The organism is Neobacillus drentensis, assembly GCF_036962765.1.
Lineage (GTDB): Bacteria > Bacillota > Bacilli > Bacillales > Cytobacillaceae > Neobacillus > Neobacillus drentensis_C.
Genome location: NZ_JBALOS010000047.1, coordinates 26,079 through 40,830, shown reverse-complemented (window position 1 = coordinate 40,830; position 14,752 = coordinate 26,079). Strand labels below are relative to the sequence as shown.

General features: G+C 36.8%; 18 protein-coding genes. 13 read left to right on the top strand and 5 right to left on the bottom strand.

The annotated features are described in order from the left end of the window. The first annotated feature begins 9 nt into the window (after positions 1–9). From V7137_RS08070 to V7137_RS08050, 5 genes are all read left to right on the top strand, one after another. The gene (locus V7137_RS08070) at positions 10–837 is read left to right on the top strand and encodes a sulfurtransferase (protein ID WP_335697608.1); all 828 of its coding nucleotides are present in this window, start codon (positions 10–12) and stop codon (positions 835–837) included. A 71-nt stretch (positions 838–908) separates the two neighbouring features. Continuing rightward, the gene (locus V7137_RS08065) at positions 909–1,802 is read left to right on the top strand and encodes a 5'-3' exonuclease (RefSeq protein ID WP_335697607.1); all 894 of its coding nucleotides are present in this window, start codon (positions 909–911) and stop codon (positions 1,800–1,802) included. A gap of 89 nt (positions 1,803–1,891) precedes the next feature. Then, positions 1,892–2,668, top strand: a complete 777-nt coding sequence (locus V7137_RS08060) for a serine/threonine-protein kinase (protein WP_335697606.1) — start codon at positions 1,892–1,894, stop codon at positions 2,666–2,668. Positions 2,669–2,681: 13 nt separating this feature from the next. Then, the gene (locus V7137_RS08055) at positions 2,682–3,302 is read left to right on the top strand and encodes a serine/threonine protein kinase (protein ID WP_335697605.1); all 621 of its coding nucleotides are present in this window, start codon (positions 2,682–2,684) and stop codon (positions 3,300–3,302) included. 39 nt (positions 3,303–3,341) lie between these two features. After that, positions 3,342–5,648 carry a YheC/YheD family protein gene (locus tag V7137_RS08050; protein WP_335697604.1) on the top strand — a complete coding sequence of 769 codons (2,307 nt, stop codon included), beginning with the start codon at positions 3,342–3,344 and terminating at the stop codon, positions 5,646–5,648. A 53-nt stretch (positions 5,649–5,701) separates the two neighbouring features. On the opposite strand, the gene V7137_RS08045 is transcribed toward V7137_RS08050, so the two are convergent. After that, complete coding sequence (locus V7137_RS08045) at positions 5,702–6,862, bottom strand: glycosyltransferase family 4 protein (protein ID WP_335697603.1); 1,161 nt, start codon at positions 6,860–6,862, stop codon at positions 5,702–5,704. A gap of 175 nt (positions 6,863–7,037) precedes the next feature. Here V7137_RS08045 and V7137_RS08040 point away from each other — a divergent pair, with 175 nt between their 5' ends. From V7137_RS08040 to V7137_RS08030, 3 genes are read left to right on the top strand one after another with little or no spacing between them, the layout of a single operon-like run. Then, entirely contained in the window at positions 7,038–8,123 is a 1,086-nt protein-coding gene (locus V7137_RS08040) for a YheC/YheD family protein (protein ID WP_335697602.1), read from the top strand. Between the two features lie 24 nt (positions 8,124–8,147). Beyond that, positions 8,148–9,371: an ATP-grasp domain-containing protein gene (locus tag V7137_RS08035; RefSeq protein ID WP_335697601.1), complete on the top strand. Its 1,224-nt coding sequence runs from the start codon at positions 8,148–8,150 to the stop codon at positions 9,369–9,371. 10 nt (positions 9,372–9,381) lie between these two features. Continuing rightward, positions 9,382–10,410 (top strand): YheC/YheD family endospore coat-associated protein, encoded by a 1,029-nt coding sequence (locus V7137_RS08030; protein ID WP_335697600.1) that lies wholly within the window; start codon positions 9,382–9,384, stop codon positions 10,408–10,410. A 43-nt stretch (positions 10,411–10,453) separates the two neighbouring features. Here the strand turns inward: V7137_RS08030 and V7137_RS08025 are convergent, their stop codons facing one another. Continuing rightward, complete coding sequence (locus V7137_RS08025) at positions 10,454–10,591, bottom strand: small, acid-soluble spore protein L (RefSeq protein ID WP_335697599.1); 138 nt, start codon at positions 10,589–10,591, stop codon at positions 10,454–10,456. Positions 10,592–10,674: 83 nt separating this feature from the next. Between V7137_RS08025 and V7137_RS08020 the strand changes: the two genes are divergently transcribed. Further along, on the top strand, positions 10,675–11,166 hold the full coding sequence (locus V7137_RS08020) for a divergent PAP2 family protein (protein WP_335697597.1): 492 nt from the start codon (positions 10,675–10,677) through the stop codon (positions 11,164–11,166). Between the two features lie 41 nt (positions 11,167–11,207). Then, positions 11,208–11,477, top strand: a complete 270-nt coding sequence (locus V7137_RS08015; protein ID WP_335697596.1) for a DUF6123 family protein — start codon at positions 11,208–11,210, stop codon at positions 11,475–11,477. Positions 11,478–11,508: 31 nt separating this feature from the next. Here the strand turns inward: V7137_RS08015 and V7137_RS08010 are convergent, their stop codons facing one another. Both V7137_RS08010 and V7137_RS08005 read right to left on the bottom strand, forming a co-directional pair. After that, entirely contained in the window at positions 11,509–12,438 is a 930-nt protein-coding gene (locus V7137_RS08010) for a DMT family transporter (protein WP_335697595.1), read from the bottom strand. 6 nt (positions 12,439–12,444) lie between these two features. Beyond that, positions 12,445–12,852 carry a reverse transcriptase-like protein gene (locus V7137_RS08005; protein ID WP_218350027.1) on the bottom strand — a complete coding sequence of 136 codons (408 nt, stop codon included), beginning with the start codon at positions 12,850–12,852 and terminating at the stop codon, positions 12,445–12,447. A gap of 199 nt (positions 12,853–13,051) precedes the next feature. Here V7137_RS08005 and V7137_RS08000 point away from each other — a divergent pair, with 199 nt between their 5' ends. Together V7137_RS08000 and V7137_RS07995 are read left to right on the top strand one after the other, a co-directional pair. Then, on the top strand, positions 13,052–13,708 hold the full coding sequence (locus V7137_RS08000) for a reverse transcriptase-like protein (protein WP_335697594.1): 657 nt from the start codon (positions 13,052–13,054) through the stop codon (positions 13,706–13,708). Between the two features lie 20 nt (positions 13,709–13,728). Then, positions 13,729–13,914, top strand: a complete 186-nt coding sequence (locus V7137_RS07995) for a zinc-finger domain-containing protein (protein WP_335697593.1) — start codon at positions 13,729–13,731, stop codon at positions 13,912–13,914. Positions 13,915–13,984: 70 nt separating this feature from the next. On the opposite strand, the gene cspD is transcribed toward V7137_RS07995, so the two are convergent. Further along, positions 13,985–14,185 carry a cold-shock protein CspD gene (gene cspD, locus V7137_RS07990; protein WP_026563856.1) on the bottom strand — a complete coding sequence of 67 codons (201 nt, stop codon included), beginning with the start codon at positions 14,183–14,185 and terminating at the stop codon, positions 13,985–13,987. A gap of 279 nt (positions 14,186–14,464) precedes the next feature. Between cspD and V7137_RS07985 the strand changes: the two genes are divergently transcribed. After that, entirely contained in the window at positions 14,465–14,749 is a 285-nt protein-coding gene (locus tag V7137_RS07985) for a hypothetical protein (RefSeq protein ID WP_218350030.1), read from the top strand. Positions 14,750–14,752 lie beyond the last annotated feature (3 nt).

The following is a 14,752-nucleotide window of genomic DNA, read 5'->3' as shown; positions in this document are numbered from 1 at the left end:
GGATGCTGCGTGAAATATGTTAAAGACCAAGAATGGTTATGGAAATCCTTAAACGAGAGTCATGTCAGGATTGTCGATTGCCGGTTTTCGTTAGCTGAACCAGAAAAAGGGAAGCAGGAATATTTACAGAGTCATCTTCCTGGGGCAGTTTTCTTTGATTTAGAAAGAGACCTGTCAAGTCCGAAACAATCCCATGGCGGCCGGCATCCTATGCCAGTACTTGAGGAATTCATTGCCAAACTTGAGAAGGCTGGGATCGATGAAAACAAACTGGTTGTTGCCTATGATCAGGGTGAAGGGGCGTATGCTGCTCGTTTTTGGTGGTTGTTACAATATCTTGGCCATGAAAATGTATATGTCCTTGATGGCGGATTTAAAGGATGGGTAGAAGCAAAATATCCTGTTTCAACGGAAATACCTGCATTTGAAAAAACGGAGTTCCATTTCCGCATTCAGCCAGAAATTCTTGCCTCTATTGATGAAGTAAGGGAAGTAGTTGAAAAGCGGCCGATTAGTAAAATCTTAATCGATTCACGAGAAGAAAAACGGTATCTGGGTATAGAGGAACCAATTGATAAAAAAGCGGGGCATATTCCTGGAGCACTCAATAAGCCATGGATGGAAGGGTTAAATGAGAATCGTTATAAACCTGTTGCGAAACAAAAACAAAGGTTTGTTAACCTCGATCCAGCTAAGGAAATGATTGTTTACTGTGGGTCAGGGGTTACTGCCGCTCCAAATTTCTTGGCATTACGAGAAGCAGGTTTTGAGAAAGTAAAGCTGTATGTTGGAAGTTTTAGCGATTGGATCTCCTATGAGGATAATAAAATAGAATAATTTTTTGGGTCAACTTATGGTATAATGGAAAACGTGTTGTTTTTAACATACACCAACTAAGGAGGTCCAAAATGACTAATCAAAAGCCTTCACTGATGCTTGTTGATGGAATGGCCTTGTTATTCCGTGCTTTTTACGCGACCGCAGTTACAGGACAATTTATGATAAATTCAAAGGGAATGCCTACCAATGGAATTCATGGATTTGTTAAGCATTTATTTACAGCAGTGAATTCCTTTAAACCCTCACATCTTGCAGTTTGTTGGGATATGGGAAGCAAGACCTTCCGCACTGAATTATTTTCCGATTATAAGGGGAATCGCGGAGAAGCTCCAGTTGAACTTATTCCGCAGTTCGATTTAGTTAAGGAGGTTGTTGCTTCTTTTGATATTCCTAATATTGGCTTAGCAGGATACGAAGCCGATGATTGCATTGGAACGATTGCCAATCAATCGAAGGACTATGCCCATGTATCAATCCTAACGGGCGACCAGGATATGTTGCAGCTGCTTGATGATAGTATTTCCGTTATATTGTTGAAAAAGGGCTATGGAAATTACCATGTTCATACCCCGGAAACTTTTTTCGAAGAAAAAGGGATTACGCCCAGGCAGATGATTGATTTAAAGGCTCTCATGGGGGACACAAGTGATAACTATCCTGGTGTGAGAGGAATAGGAGAAAAGACAGCTCTTAAGCTCTTACAGGAGTATGAACATATCGAGGGCATTATTTCGAATTTAGATCGCTTATCCAAATCCAATAAGACAAAAATCGAGCAGGATTTAGAAATGCTCCATTTATCGAGAGTCCTTGCAGAAATCAAATGTGATGTTCCAATAAGTTGTGCCTTGGATGAAGCAGGACTACGTATTGAAAAAGAGAAAGCAATGAATAAGTTAATGGAATTAGAGCTTCGTGGATTGCAGCGCATTCTGCCAATAGATGAAGTGAATGTTTCATAAAAAATGAGGTTGTCCATTGGAGACAACCTCATTTTTTATGGTTAAACATACAGGAATTCTTGTCTTAATAGTAATAAGATATAAAAAGCATGGTCACATACTTAGATTCGAAGGAGGTGCGAAAATTCGTAAACTATTCACTAGATGATCAAGTTATAGGGAAAGGTGCGACGAGCCTTGTTTTAATCGGTCAAACTGACCAAAACGAAAGGGTAATAATAAAAAAGGTGGAAAAGAAAAGCGAGGCAGAGCAGGAAAGCAGCATCCATAAAAGCTTACCAGTTCATAAACATATCATCACATGGTTAGATTTTTATGTCGAGAATCAAACAGGCTATATTGTTCTAAGCTATCACAATGGGGAAAGGCTCGGACATTTTAAAAAGGGAATCAGCCATTCTCAAAAAATAGCAGTCCAAATTACCATTAACATCCTTGAGGGATTAAAGGTAATTCATCAGCATGGGATTCTCCATTGTGATATTACGCCACATAACGTGTTAATGAGTAATCATGACCCCGAGACTGTCAAAATTATTGATTTTGGCTCTGCTGTTCGAACGAATCAGTACGGAGAATTTAGAGGAAGCCATAAGGGAGCAACCAGATGGTATCGACCAGCAGAACTTAAGAAAGAAAATAATCGCTTTACCGCTAACTTAAATCGCAGCTCTGATTTATATAGTGCAGCTTGTGTATGTTTGTACTTGTTAACTGGTCAAGCACCCTATCGTAAAAAACATGCGTGCGAAAAGATTACCAATCAAGATCTTCAAAAGGTTCTTCGGAAAGCTACAAAGAGAAATAAAAAGAAACGGTTTCAATCTGCACAAGAACTTATTGATGCTCTTATACCATTCTTATAAAGAGGAGTGAATTTTGCATAAATCAACACTCTTGACTAGCAGAGCCTTTAAAAAGGAGCAAAAGCAAGTGAATGATTTTACCCAAATTATTGTTATACCTGGGAAACCTGTTAGGGTTCAACAAAATCCAACCACCTATCCCCTGATTGGGAAAGGATTACAAGGGGCAGTGTTTAAACTCTCAGATGACCACTGTGTAAAGATATACTCAAAAAAAACATATTGTCTTCGAGAAAAGCTGGTTTTACAGCAAGTTGGTGATAAATCAACAATTATTCCAGCGGTATATGAAACAGGAGAAAATTATATTATTATGGAATACCTTAACGGACCCTCGTTACAAGAATATCTTGAGAAATCTGAGACTATTTCTGAAGCATTAACAAGCGAAATCCTATATTTAATTACTGAAATGAAAAGGTTACAGTTTAGCAGGATTGATTTTTCTTTGCGCCACACCCTTTTTGATCAAGAAGGAAACCTGAAAATTATCGATCATGTAAATTCGTTCAGAATTCAAAGGTCGTTCCCGAAACGACTTTTTATGGACTTAAAACAAATAGGTCTTTTATCATCATTTTTAGAACATGTAAACAGTCTGGAGCCTGAACTCTATGAACAATGGAAGAAATAAAAGCTATTAAAGACTCAAATAATTGAAGGAGACAGTATTATGGACGAAACGTCAATTGGTATTATTTTACCAAAACGTCAATGGAAGAGATTTGCACAAAAGCAATTGGAAGAGGATGACTCCTTTGTCTTTCATTATGCCAAAACAGGGGAAGAGTTAAATCTTGATGTACTATTTTTTAATATAGATGAGTTACGAGTGAACGAGAGAAAGGGGCAAGCATTTATTATTGAAGGTGAAGAGATCGTATTAACTGGTTTCGTTTCCATTCCTTCAATCATGTATAATCCCAAAATCTATCATCAAAAAAAATATAATCGAACCATCTTTGAACTGGCCAAGCAAACAGGAGTTACTTTGATTAATGAACAAAATAATCTTAAGAAAAAGCCTTTTATTGATTTAATGACGACACATCCTGCCCTTACAGATATTGTTAGGATTGTGGATCCTCAACTTCAACCATCTTTTAGTTTTTTCGTTTTAGGACAAAAAGACAGTCATCAGCACTGGACTACCCCCATAGTTTATGCAAAGGAAAAAAATGAAATCTATACCTTTGAGGAAGCGTATTTGCTTTTTACGGAAAATCAACAAATGGAAGAGGAAACAATCGATTTTCTTTATGAAGTATGCCACCGTATTTTAGATATTCTCCATTATTATTATCCTGCCATTTATGAAATTGGTCTTCAATTTGCTATGATGAAAAATGGAGAATATCAAATAAAATCAACGGTTCCCGTCCTTACAATAATTAAAGACATAAATTGTCGTAACGAAAAATTAGCTGATACAATCCTTAAATGGCCGGTTGAACTAGCTCAAGTCCTCAGTTCGATTAAAAATAATGAAAAACAGGAATCAAACTCGCTGGAAATCGGAGAATCCTTCCAAGGTGATAAAATATCCCCTTTTATTGGAAATTCAAGATCTTTTAAAGAAAATGTGTGGATAAAATTTAGAGTTTTCCAAGATGATGAAATATTGATGAAGGTACCTGACCGAATAACAGAACGCTGGAGAGAAAAGCCTGAAGTTGTAAAATTTGGGATTATTGAACAGCCGTGCGACTTTGTCACTTACGAAGACACAATTCCGCTTCGATACAATTCCTATCAAAATCCAATTGAACTGTTTGTTTCCCACACCTTAGTTGAAAGCATGCATCTACCAACTGACCTTGTTTATCAAATCCAAATTGCTGAAAATAAGGCAATAATCGGTCCAACAATCGGCTTATTATTAGGTGAAAAAAACCAGGTCAATAATTTGAAATATATGGAGAAATTCAAGGATCGTTTTGGTGAATATCATCGCTATGGAGGAGTAACCATCGCTTTTTCACCTCGTTCCGTCGATTGGGAGAAGAAAATAGCCTATGGGATGGTATATGAACCGGAAACAAAACAATGGCGCTATGATTCTACCCCTATCCCCTCTACCATTTACCGTCGAAATTTCCATCAAAACAAAGAAAATATTATGAAACTAATTGAATTAACCAATAATAATGTATTTAACTCTTATCACTATAAAAAATCAGATCTATATTTATTAAAAAACAACCCGGAGATTAATCAGCATTTACCGGCCACCTTCCTTTTAAACAACATGGAAGGCTTAATAGATTTCTTAAAAGAAAAAAAGAAGATTATCTTAAAGCCGGTTAGCTTATCAAGAGGTCGTGGAATTTTCATCTTAGAAGTAGATAATGATATTGACGGTTACAGTTTATACGATTATCGAAATAACTCTAAGGTCCACCACAGACGAAAGGATTTGAAAGGATTACAAGAATTATTAAACGAAATAGGGATTCTGGACCAAGAATATTTATATCAAACATATATTCCGTTATTAAAGGTACGCAACTGCTCGCTTGATGTAAGAGTGGTTATGCAAAAATATAACAAATGGAAATGGCAATGTACTGGAATCGAATGCAGGGTAGCACGTGAAGATGAGGATTTAACCAATATTGCCCGGGGCGGAATAGCTATGACGTTAGAAGCGGTCATCAAGAATTTAACGCTACCTCTTAACTATTCGCAGGTTTATCGAAATATATTAAAGGTTTGCCAACGGTTTTGCCGGATAATGGACCAAACAAATAGACATTTTGCAGAATTCGGAATCGATATTGCCTTAGATGAAGAGGGCTTTCCGTGGATATTAGAAGCAAATATATATCCTAGCTTTAAAGGTTTTAAGACCCTAGACTACGATACGTACTTGAAAATTCGTCATCAACCGCTGTTTTATGCCGTGCAAATTCAAGGGTTTCAGATTCTTGATGGTGAAGCATATGGGAAGAGCCTGTTTTTCAGAGAAAAAGTATATTAATAGTTAGTGAACGTCCCTTTTCTCCTAGTGATAAAAGGGACGTCCTATTCCTTTTAAGAAACTATTTGCTCATACAATCGGAGCAGACGGCGCGCACTTTTCTCCCATGTGAAATTTTCATTTACTCTATCTAAACAGTTATGACCCATCTGTTGTATCTTTTCGGGATCGTTTAAGAGTTGAATAACATAATTTGTTAGTTCTGCCTCTAGATTTTGTGGATGAAGTAAATACCCCGTTTTTCCATGTTCAATTACTTCCGGCATTCCCCCAATATTAGTTGCAATAACGGGGACACCGCATGCCATTGCTTCAACATTCACTAATCCAAATGCTTCATTTGCGATTGAGGGGACCAGTACTAGATCGGCTGCTTTAAACCATACATGTATCTCTGCATGTGGAATAAACGAAAGAAACCTGACATGATCCGGGAATTCCTGAGCTATCCTATACAAACGCTCCACATAATTCGTCTTCCGATTGGACCCATAAAACGCACTGCCAGCAATGACTAATATGGTGTCAGGCACTGCTTGGATAATCGATGGCATAGCCTGAAGTATTTTTTCCACACCTTTTATCTTTCTTAATCGTCCGACAAATAAGATCATTCTCTTTCCTTCAAGATTCAATGGCAGCTTCGGAGCCTTATTGTCATTTGGTTGATTTGTTGCCCACTTTGATTGGAATTGATTCGTGTCCACTCCTAAATAATTTACAAATATTTTAACGGGGTCACAATCGGTTTGATTGATTACATGGTTTTTTAGAAATTGGCTATTAACAATAATTTTATCAGTTTGCTGTAAACAATTAATTAACTCTTCCTTTCCAATATGGGAAGAGGAAATAAATTTAGTTGAGTGGAGTGATAACCATAACTGAGTTTTTGGAAACCTTTTTCTGAGGAGGGGAATAAAATTAGGTCGATTTTCAATTTGAATGATATCGGGTCTGAGTTGAGACAGGGAAGAAATAACCTTTGCGAGGTACCTTGTCCATCTTCGATAAATAAACCGAGCATAAGAAATATTGCCACGTTTTTCGGATGAGGGCAATTCTTTGGTCTTCTTCCCAAATATGGTGAATTCTACTTCAGTCTGAAGAGCATTTGTTTGCATTTCAACAACCGTTTCAACCGAGCTTGAAAGAGGAGAGGGAATTGGGAATGAACCTGGGGTAATGATGGCCACCTTTTGCTTTTTTCTCATATGGGAAACCACCTCTTCAATGAATGTATGTTAGTCTATTCATTAATTTATTCAATGTTTCAAATAAAATTGGGTATATGTCTTTGCAGTTATTTAAATTTTGCATCTTATAATAAGAAGAAGTTCATTTATGCTACCTGAACGTAAACCCTTTTCATAAGGCGGGGAAAATAGATTGGAACCACAATACATTGGAATTTTATTAAGCTTGCAATTATATCGAGAACTTACTCATGGAAAGAATCCACAAATTCTATCTTTTTACGAGGAAGCGGGTAAAATAAATGATATCATTCCCATTTATTTGCGATTAGAAAATTTGCAGCCTGGAGTACAACAGACAATAGGTTATGTAATGGATTCTGATGGTAAGTATCGACATACTATAATACCAAAGCCTTGGGTGATTCATAATCGCGGTTATCAAAGTTCTAAGGCTGCCAAAATACAGATTAAAAGATTACAAGATGAAGGGATTATAATTTTTAATGATTGGAATCATCATGGGAAATTCAAAATCCATAAGTTATTAGCGGAAAGTGAAGAACTGAAACCACATCTGCCAAAAACGGTTCAGTTCAATCAGAATAATATGATCGATATGATGGAAAAACATAGCGAGTTAATGATCAAACCAAGCAGCGGGACATTTGGAAAACGTAACATGAAAGCAACACGCTTGAACGATGCGGAATGGTTATTATCCTATCCTTATAACGACTCGTATTTGGAGAAAATTTTTCCTGCAATACAGCTGCCATTGAAAATAAATTCCTTGGTAAATAGGGATTTATTTATCATCCAGGAGAGAATTGCACTAGCAGAATATTATAAAAATCCATTTGACCTGCGCGTATCCGTTCAACGCAATGGCGAGGGAGAATGGCAAGTGACAGGAATGGTAGGGAAAGTGGCAAAAACAGGAAGTTTCGTTACCAATGTTGCCAGAGGCGGTACCTGTTTTGCTCTAGATGAGATTCTAAGCAGCTTACCGCAGCTTAATGAAAAACAAGTAGTTGATGACGTGAAACGTTTAGCGATAATGGTTGCGCAACATTTGGAAAATCAACTGACTAACCTGGCAGATATTGGTCTTGATATCGGAATTACTGGCGAAGGTTTTCCGATGTTTATCGAATGTAATGCACGCGACCTAAGGTTTGCGTTTCGTGACGCCTTATTACTCGACACATGGAGAGAAACGTATCTTACACCAATTAATTATGGGAAATATTTGTTAACTTCAAGAAGTGGTCAATAAAAAAATAAGAGGAAGTAGGTTGGTATGCAAACCATTGTCTTTATAGGAAGTAATAAATCAGGAACGAGCCGAGAAGCTCTAAACATTTCAACAGCTATGGGCTATTATACGGTTCTATTAACAAACAGAAGTGAATTTGTAAAACAGCAAGAGGAATTCCAAGCAGTTCATCGAATGGTCTATGTCGAAAATTTAATGGATAAGGAGCTAGTACTTTCCATAATTAAGGAACTTAAAGAAGCTCAAAAACAAATTTGTGCGGTCATTAGTTTCATTGATCCGGTTGTCTCTTTTGCTGCACGAATCTCAGCAGAGTTAGGACTTTACCAAATCTCCACGGATGCTCTCGCAACCATGGAGGAAAAGACACTTTTTCGTGATCAACTTAAAGTGCTTCCAGTTTCACCTCGGTTTACGGTCTATGATGGAAAACAATCCATTTTGCAATGTGTAGAGGAATATCATTATTATTTACCTCTTATCTTAAAGTCACCTGTTTCCAATGGGTCTAAGGATGTACTACTAGTTGAAACCTCACATGAATTTAAAGAGGGATTAAACTATTTAAATAAGAAATTTCCATCTAGCCCCATACTGATTGAAGAATATCTAATTGGGACGCAATATTTAATTGAAGTGATCGTGAAGGATGGGCACCTATCCATGGTGGCTATCATTGAACAGGAAATTCTTTCGGGTGAACGTTTTATTATTACGGGGTATCGTTTTCCAGCAGTGTTAGAGCATGAGGCATTCGAGGATTTACATCTAGCGGTTACGAGTATTATCCAAGCACTTGGATTAGTAAATGGCACGTGCCATTTAGAAATGAGGCTCATTAATGGAGTGTGGAAGTTAATTGAGATAAATCCTAGAATGTCAGGCGGAGCGATGAATAAAATTATTCAAGAGGGGACTGGAATTAACTTAGTGAAAGAAACACTTAAGCTGTTTTTAGGGGAAGAACTAAACCTAGAACCAACGCTAAGCAATCATGTATTTGCAAAATTTCTTACTATCAATTCGCGCGGCCGCCTTATTAAGGTAACCGGAAAATTTAAGGCATCTTGTTATGACGGTGTAAAGGAGGTTTTTGTGAAACCACGGAAAGGTGCGATATTGACTAAGCCATATTCGCTAGGTGATCGTTACGCTTATGTAATTGCTTCAGCTGACACACCTGAAAAGGCCGAAGAGATAGCATTGACAGCTGCGAAAGAAATCAAGTTTTACTTAGAGCCGCTATAAGGATGTGAGGATGTTGATGTCGATCGGGATGCTTCACTATCAAAAATATCCGACTGAGGTTAGGAAAGCTTATCCTTTTGCTGCCGTGGCCAAAATGGAAGGAATTCCTTTTTATTATTTTACTTTCAATAATGTGGATTTTAAAAGATTGAAAATTAACGGATGGGAATACATCGATGGTGAATGGAGACAAACGGTTGTCGACTTTCCAACCGTCATCATAAACAGTTGCAACCCTAAAACCAAAAAGCAAAATGAAATCTCGAAAAAACTAAAGGAATATGCACTCTTTACAAGTTATCCTGTTGGAAATAAGCTCAAAGTATATAATAAAGTTCTTCATGGGAAACAATTCTCCAGTTACCTCATTCCTTCTACTAAATTAAGGAATCCGGCAGAATGTATCAGGTTTCTCGATGAACAGTCCCGAGCTGTGATCAAGCCTTTAAGTGGCAATCAAGGGAAACAAATATTGTTTATCGAAAAGCTGAACGAACAGCAATTTTACCAATTAACAGACGGACAGAATGTTACAAAACTCCACCAAAAGGAATTGGAAACGCTGATTGCTGACTTGATTCTCGAACGTAAATATTTATTGCAGCCTTTTATTGAATGTAAAACAAAAAATGAATTAACCTATGATTTTCGCTTGCATGTCCAAAAAAATGGCAGCGGTTTATGGGAAATCAATTTAATATACCCTAGAATTAGTGGAGACGGCAAATTGATAAGTAATATAAGCAGCGGTGGATATCGCGGTGACTTAGAGCCATTTCTGCTGCATGAATTTGATGAGGAGTCTGACCAAGTTAAATCAGCTCTTGAGCAATTTGCGCTATCATTTTCTAGCCATTTTGAATCATTATACGCTCATTCCTTTGATGAATTTGGCATTGATGTTGGAATAGATCAACAATATAGGCTATGGATCTTTGAAGTAAATTGGAGGCCGGGGTGTAAACATAGGGAATTTGAAGTGGCCCGGCGGTTAATTCCCTATTGTCGGTATCTTGCTAATTTTAACCTAGACTCATGAAACTGGCTGTCAAACCCTTGGCAGTCAGTTTCATGTTTATGCATCATTTCGTATTTTTCTTTTTAGAGGCATTTTCTAATTTACTTTTCGTCTCTTCTGCAAATTCTGCATCTTGACCATATCCTTGAGGATTAACCCATCGTGCTTTCATGCCTCGATTCGCATGTCCATTTTTACTCATCTACGTCACCTCCCACTTTTTTAGTATTTCCAGATGGAATAATAAAACTCAGGCTTTCGAACAATAGTAACAGGGGTGATATGATGAACAAAGGTGTTTATTTAGCACTTTTCAGTATAGGACTAGCTCAAGGGATGAAAATTCCCATTCACTATTTTAAAAAGAAAGAATGGTGCCCCGAACTATTCTTTGGTACGGGCGGGATGCCAAGTTCCCATTCAGCAGGGGTTTCTACTTTAACAACTTATATTGCGATGCAGCGCGGCCTGCCAACCTTTGATTTTGCCCTTTCGCTCATCTATGGATTAATTGTCATGTATGATGCACAAGGTGTAAGAAGACAAACTGGGGAACTGACATTAAAGGTAAATTCAATGAATGAATTAATTGAAAAAATTCACAAGGAAGAAAGTGTTGAATTTAAACAGGACTCTCCAAAAAAGTTAAAAGAAATGTTAGGCCATGAACCGGAAGAGGTTGTCGGAGGAGCAATTTTAGGTGTTTTGGTGGGAGTCATTGGTCACCTGTGTACAAAAAAGAATAGAAAATTTCTGAAATTTAAGTTAAGATTTTAAAGGAATGTTCAGAGTTTGTTGGGAGAGGGATGGCATAGTCGGTGGGAACAGTCGAAGATTATTTGCATCACTTGAAAGGAAAGGGTTTTCAATTTCAGGAGGATGCAATTGGGTTTATTTTCTTTGGGAAACACTATACAAACGCTTCTGATGAAATAATTAATACAGCCATTGAACTAACATTAAAAGCACAAAAAAGTTTTGATGGCAGTTTTTATGTATCATTACTGGAAACCTTAATTTCTAACAGAATAAACACCAGGAAAGAAGCCATTAGATTCGTTAAAGAAAAGGAACTATTAGCAATATAATGAAGAAAAAACTCCCTTCAAAGGGAGTTTTTTATGAGATATTATCTTCAAAACCTTTACTTTTTTTAAGGAAAGATAATTTTTTAGTTGGGAGTTCAGCGAAAATCATACCTGCAAATATGAGGAAGCAGCCAATTAGTGCACTATAGGAAAGCCGTTCATTTGCCCAATAAAAACCGGTAATCGCTGCAAACACGGGCTCCATCGCAAAAATTAACGCTACTCTTGTGGCGGAAGTATACTTTTGAAAATTAGTTTGAATTAAAAATGCCAGCGCGGTTGCAAACATGCTCGTGATTACCAAAGCCATCAGCACATCTTTTGAGAGTAGGATCTCGGGATCAAATGACTTTCTCCAATCTTCAAAAAGGAACGAGGATATGATAGATAATATAGCCACGGTTGTAATTTGGATAACAGTTAACAGTAGTGTTGGATACTTATTGCTAAATTTACCAGTATAGATAATTTGAAGGGCAAAACTGATGGCACAAATGAATACAAAGCCATCTCCTTTATTCAATGCAGTTACATCAGTCATTGTCAGCAGGAATAAGCCGATTGTCGCTGTTAACACACCTAAGACTGCATTTCTGGTGGGTAACTGTTTTAATAACATCATGGAAAACAATGGAACTAGAACAACGTTTAGACCCGTAATAAATCCTGCTTTGGAAGAAGTAGTATATAACAGACCGATTGTTTGGGTAGCATAACCAAGAAAAAGCCAAAATCCGATAAATACACCCGATAACAGTAACTTAGCATTCAATTTTTTTAACTGCTCTTTATCAACTATGACAAGGCAGAGAACCAATATAATGGCAGCAGAAAGAAAGCGAATGCTATTAAAAGAAAATGGTTCAAGGAAATTAATCGCATTTTGAACTAAAACAAAAGTTGAACCCCAAATAATTGTAACAAAGAGCAAACTTAAATCTGCAATTAAAGGTTTTTTCATGATGTTTCATTGCTCCTTGGAAAGATTTTTTCGAATGGCCAGCCGTGCTAATTCATCGGCAGCCTTGTTTTCAGCACTTGGGATCCATTTCATAAAAAACAAAGGGATTTGTTTGGATAACTGTAAAGCCTGCTCAAGTAATGGTGTGTATAACTTGTTTTTTACAAATTCTTTTTCAACCGCCTGGTTAACTAATTGAGAATCAGTACGAAAAGACAAGACGGATTCTTGAAATCCTTTTTCTAAACAAATCTCTAATGCTTTAATAAATGCATGATATTCTGCTTCATGATTTGACATGTTTCCTAACGGAATCGAATATTTTTCAGTAATGCCATTTCCTTTAATAAATATCCCGGCCCCGCTAGGTCCAGGGTTGCCAGCACTAGCCCCGTCAATATAAACCTCAATCAAAATTATTTCCTCCATACCTGTATTATTGAAAGTTTATCATATTTCTTTTAAGGCAGAAAATATTTATTCTTATTACTCCTATGAAGATGTGGGTATGATAAGAATATAGTAGAATAAGTTAAGATTAATTGGTAGAAATTTCTGGATGGAATTTATAAATGAAATGGCCATTTAAATCTATAGAGAAAGGTTGAAGACATTGAATTATAGGTTAGAGTGGATGTATAAAACAAAAAGTAATGAAAAAGTTCAGTTTTCTTCTGAATGGGTAACCGGTGAAGTAGCCATACAAATCGGTGAGGAGCTTGAAAGTACTGGGAAGGTATCGGATTTGTTATTTTATGATGAGAAAGAAACATCCTGGAACTTGAAGGAAATGAAAAAATTGTTGACCGAAATTGAAGAAGATCCTCATGAAATAACCGTTTATTTTGATGGTGGCTTTCAGATTGAAACTAATCAAGCAGGTCTAGGAGCTGTTATTTTTTTTAAACAGGGTAAAAAGAAATACCGTATCCGCGCGAATGAACGAATTGATGAATTGGAGACAAATAATGAAGCAGAATATGCCGCTTTTTATTATGCGTTAAATATTTTAGAGGATTTGGGAGTACATCATTTGTCCTGTGAATTTAAGGGGGACTCCCAGGTTGTATTAAAACAGTTAGAAGGGGAATGGCCCTGCTATGAAGATACTTTGAATAAATGGCTTGACAGGATTGAAGAAAAAATTAAAGCCCTTGGTTTAGTACCAAAATATACATCCATTTCTAGAAAAGACAACAAAGAGGCAGATAAATTAGCTACACAAGCATTAGAGGGAAAGGAAATTTTTGCAAAAACATTAATTCTCTAGGAAATGGGTGTGAGACTCTTGTGAAGGATTTAAACAGAAGGGAATTGTTGGGTCATGTTGAATCGTTAATGACTCAATACTGTGAAGGCTGCTTTTTACATCAACATTTGAAAAAAGAAGGCGGGCGAAGAGCAGCACACCGGTTTTGTATTTCCCAGTGTACAATAGGAGAACAACTTCAGAAGTATGGGGAGAAATTGAGTTGACCTATTTGAAATAGTGCTTGAAATAATTAAAAGGCTGACGATATTCGTCAGCCCTAATCGTTAGTTTAGATTATAGTTTTACAACGTTAGCCGCTTGAGGTCCACGGTTTCCTTCAACGATTTCAAAAGAAACTTCTTGGCCTTCTTCTAAAGATTTGAAGCCTTCGCCAGTGATAGCGCTGAAGTGTACGAATACATCGTCGCCGCCTTCTACTTCAATAAAACCAAAACCTTTTTCATTGTTAAACCATTTAACTTTACCGTTTTGCATTTACTTCTTCCTCCTAAGCCTTTCAAGCCACCCTTATGGTGCCAAAGATAAATATTATCATGTAGCTATCTGCACTATAATAGAATGCATATATTAGTTACATGATGCTTTAAATATACAATATTGAAAATTTCCAGTCAAGGAAGGACTTAGGTTTTTTAGTGAAATTAGCATAGATTCTATGAAAATATATGTACATATGAAACAGGCCCCTAACATAAAACTATTTTTCCATCATATGTTTAAATATCTACAATACATGCAGGAGGCGGGGGTTAGATGTACCGATTTTCTATTGAAGGTGCGGATTGGATTTTAAGATTTTCACCGCAAGTTTACATTGATTCAGTCGAAAAACAGGCGATTTTATTGGCTCTGCTTCATATCGGTGCGGATTTAACTAAATATGCCCATGGCAGCGCTTTTATCATTTTTACGAAAAAGATTGGCGCGATAGTTTTCGAAGTTGAGAGAATTCCGTCATTAATATTAACAGTTTCAAATATTATCCCCGAGGACAATTGGTATGATCAGGAGTTTACTTCAATAAAGCAAATAAAGTAATCA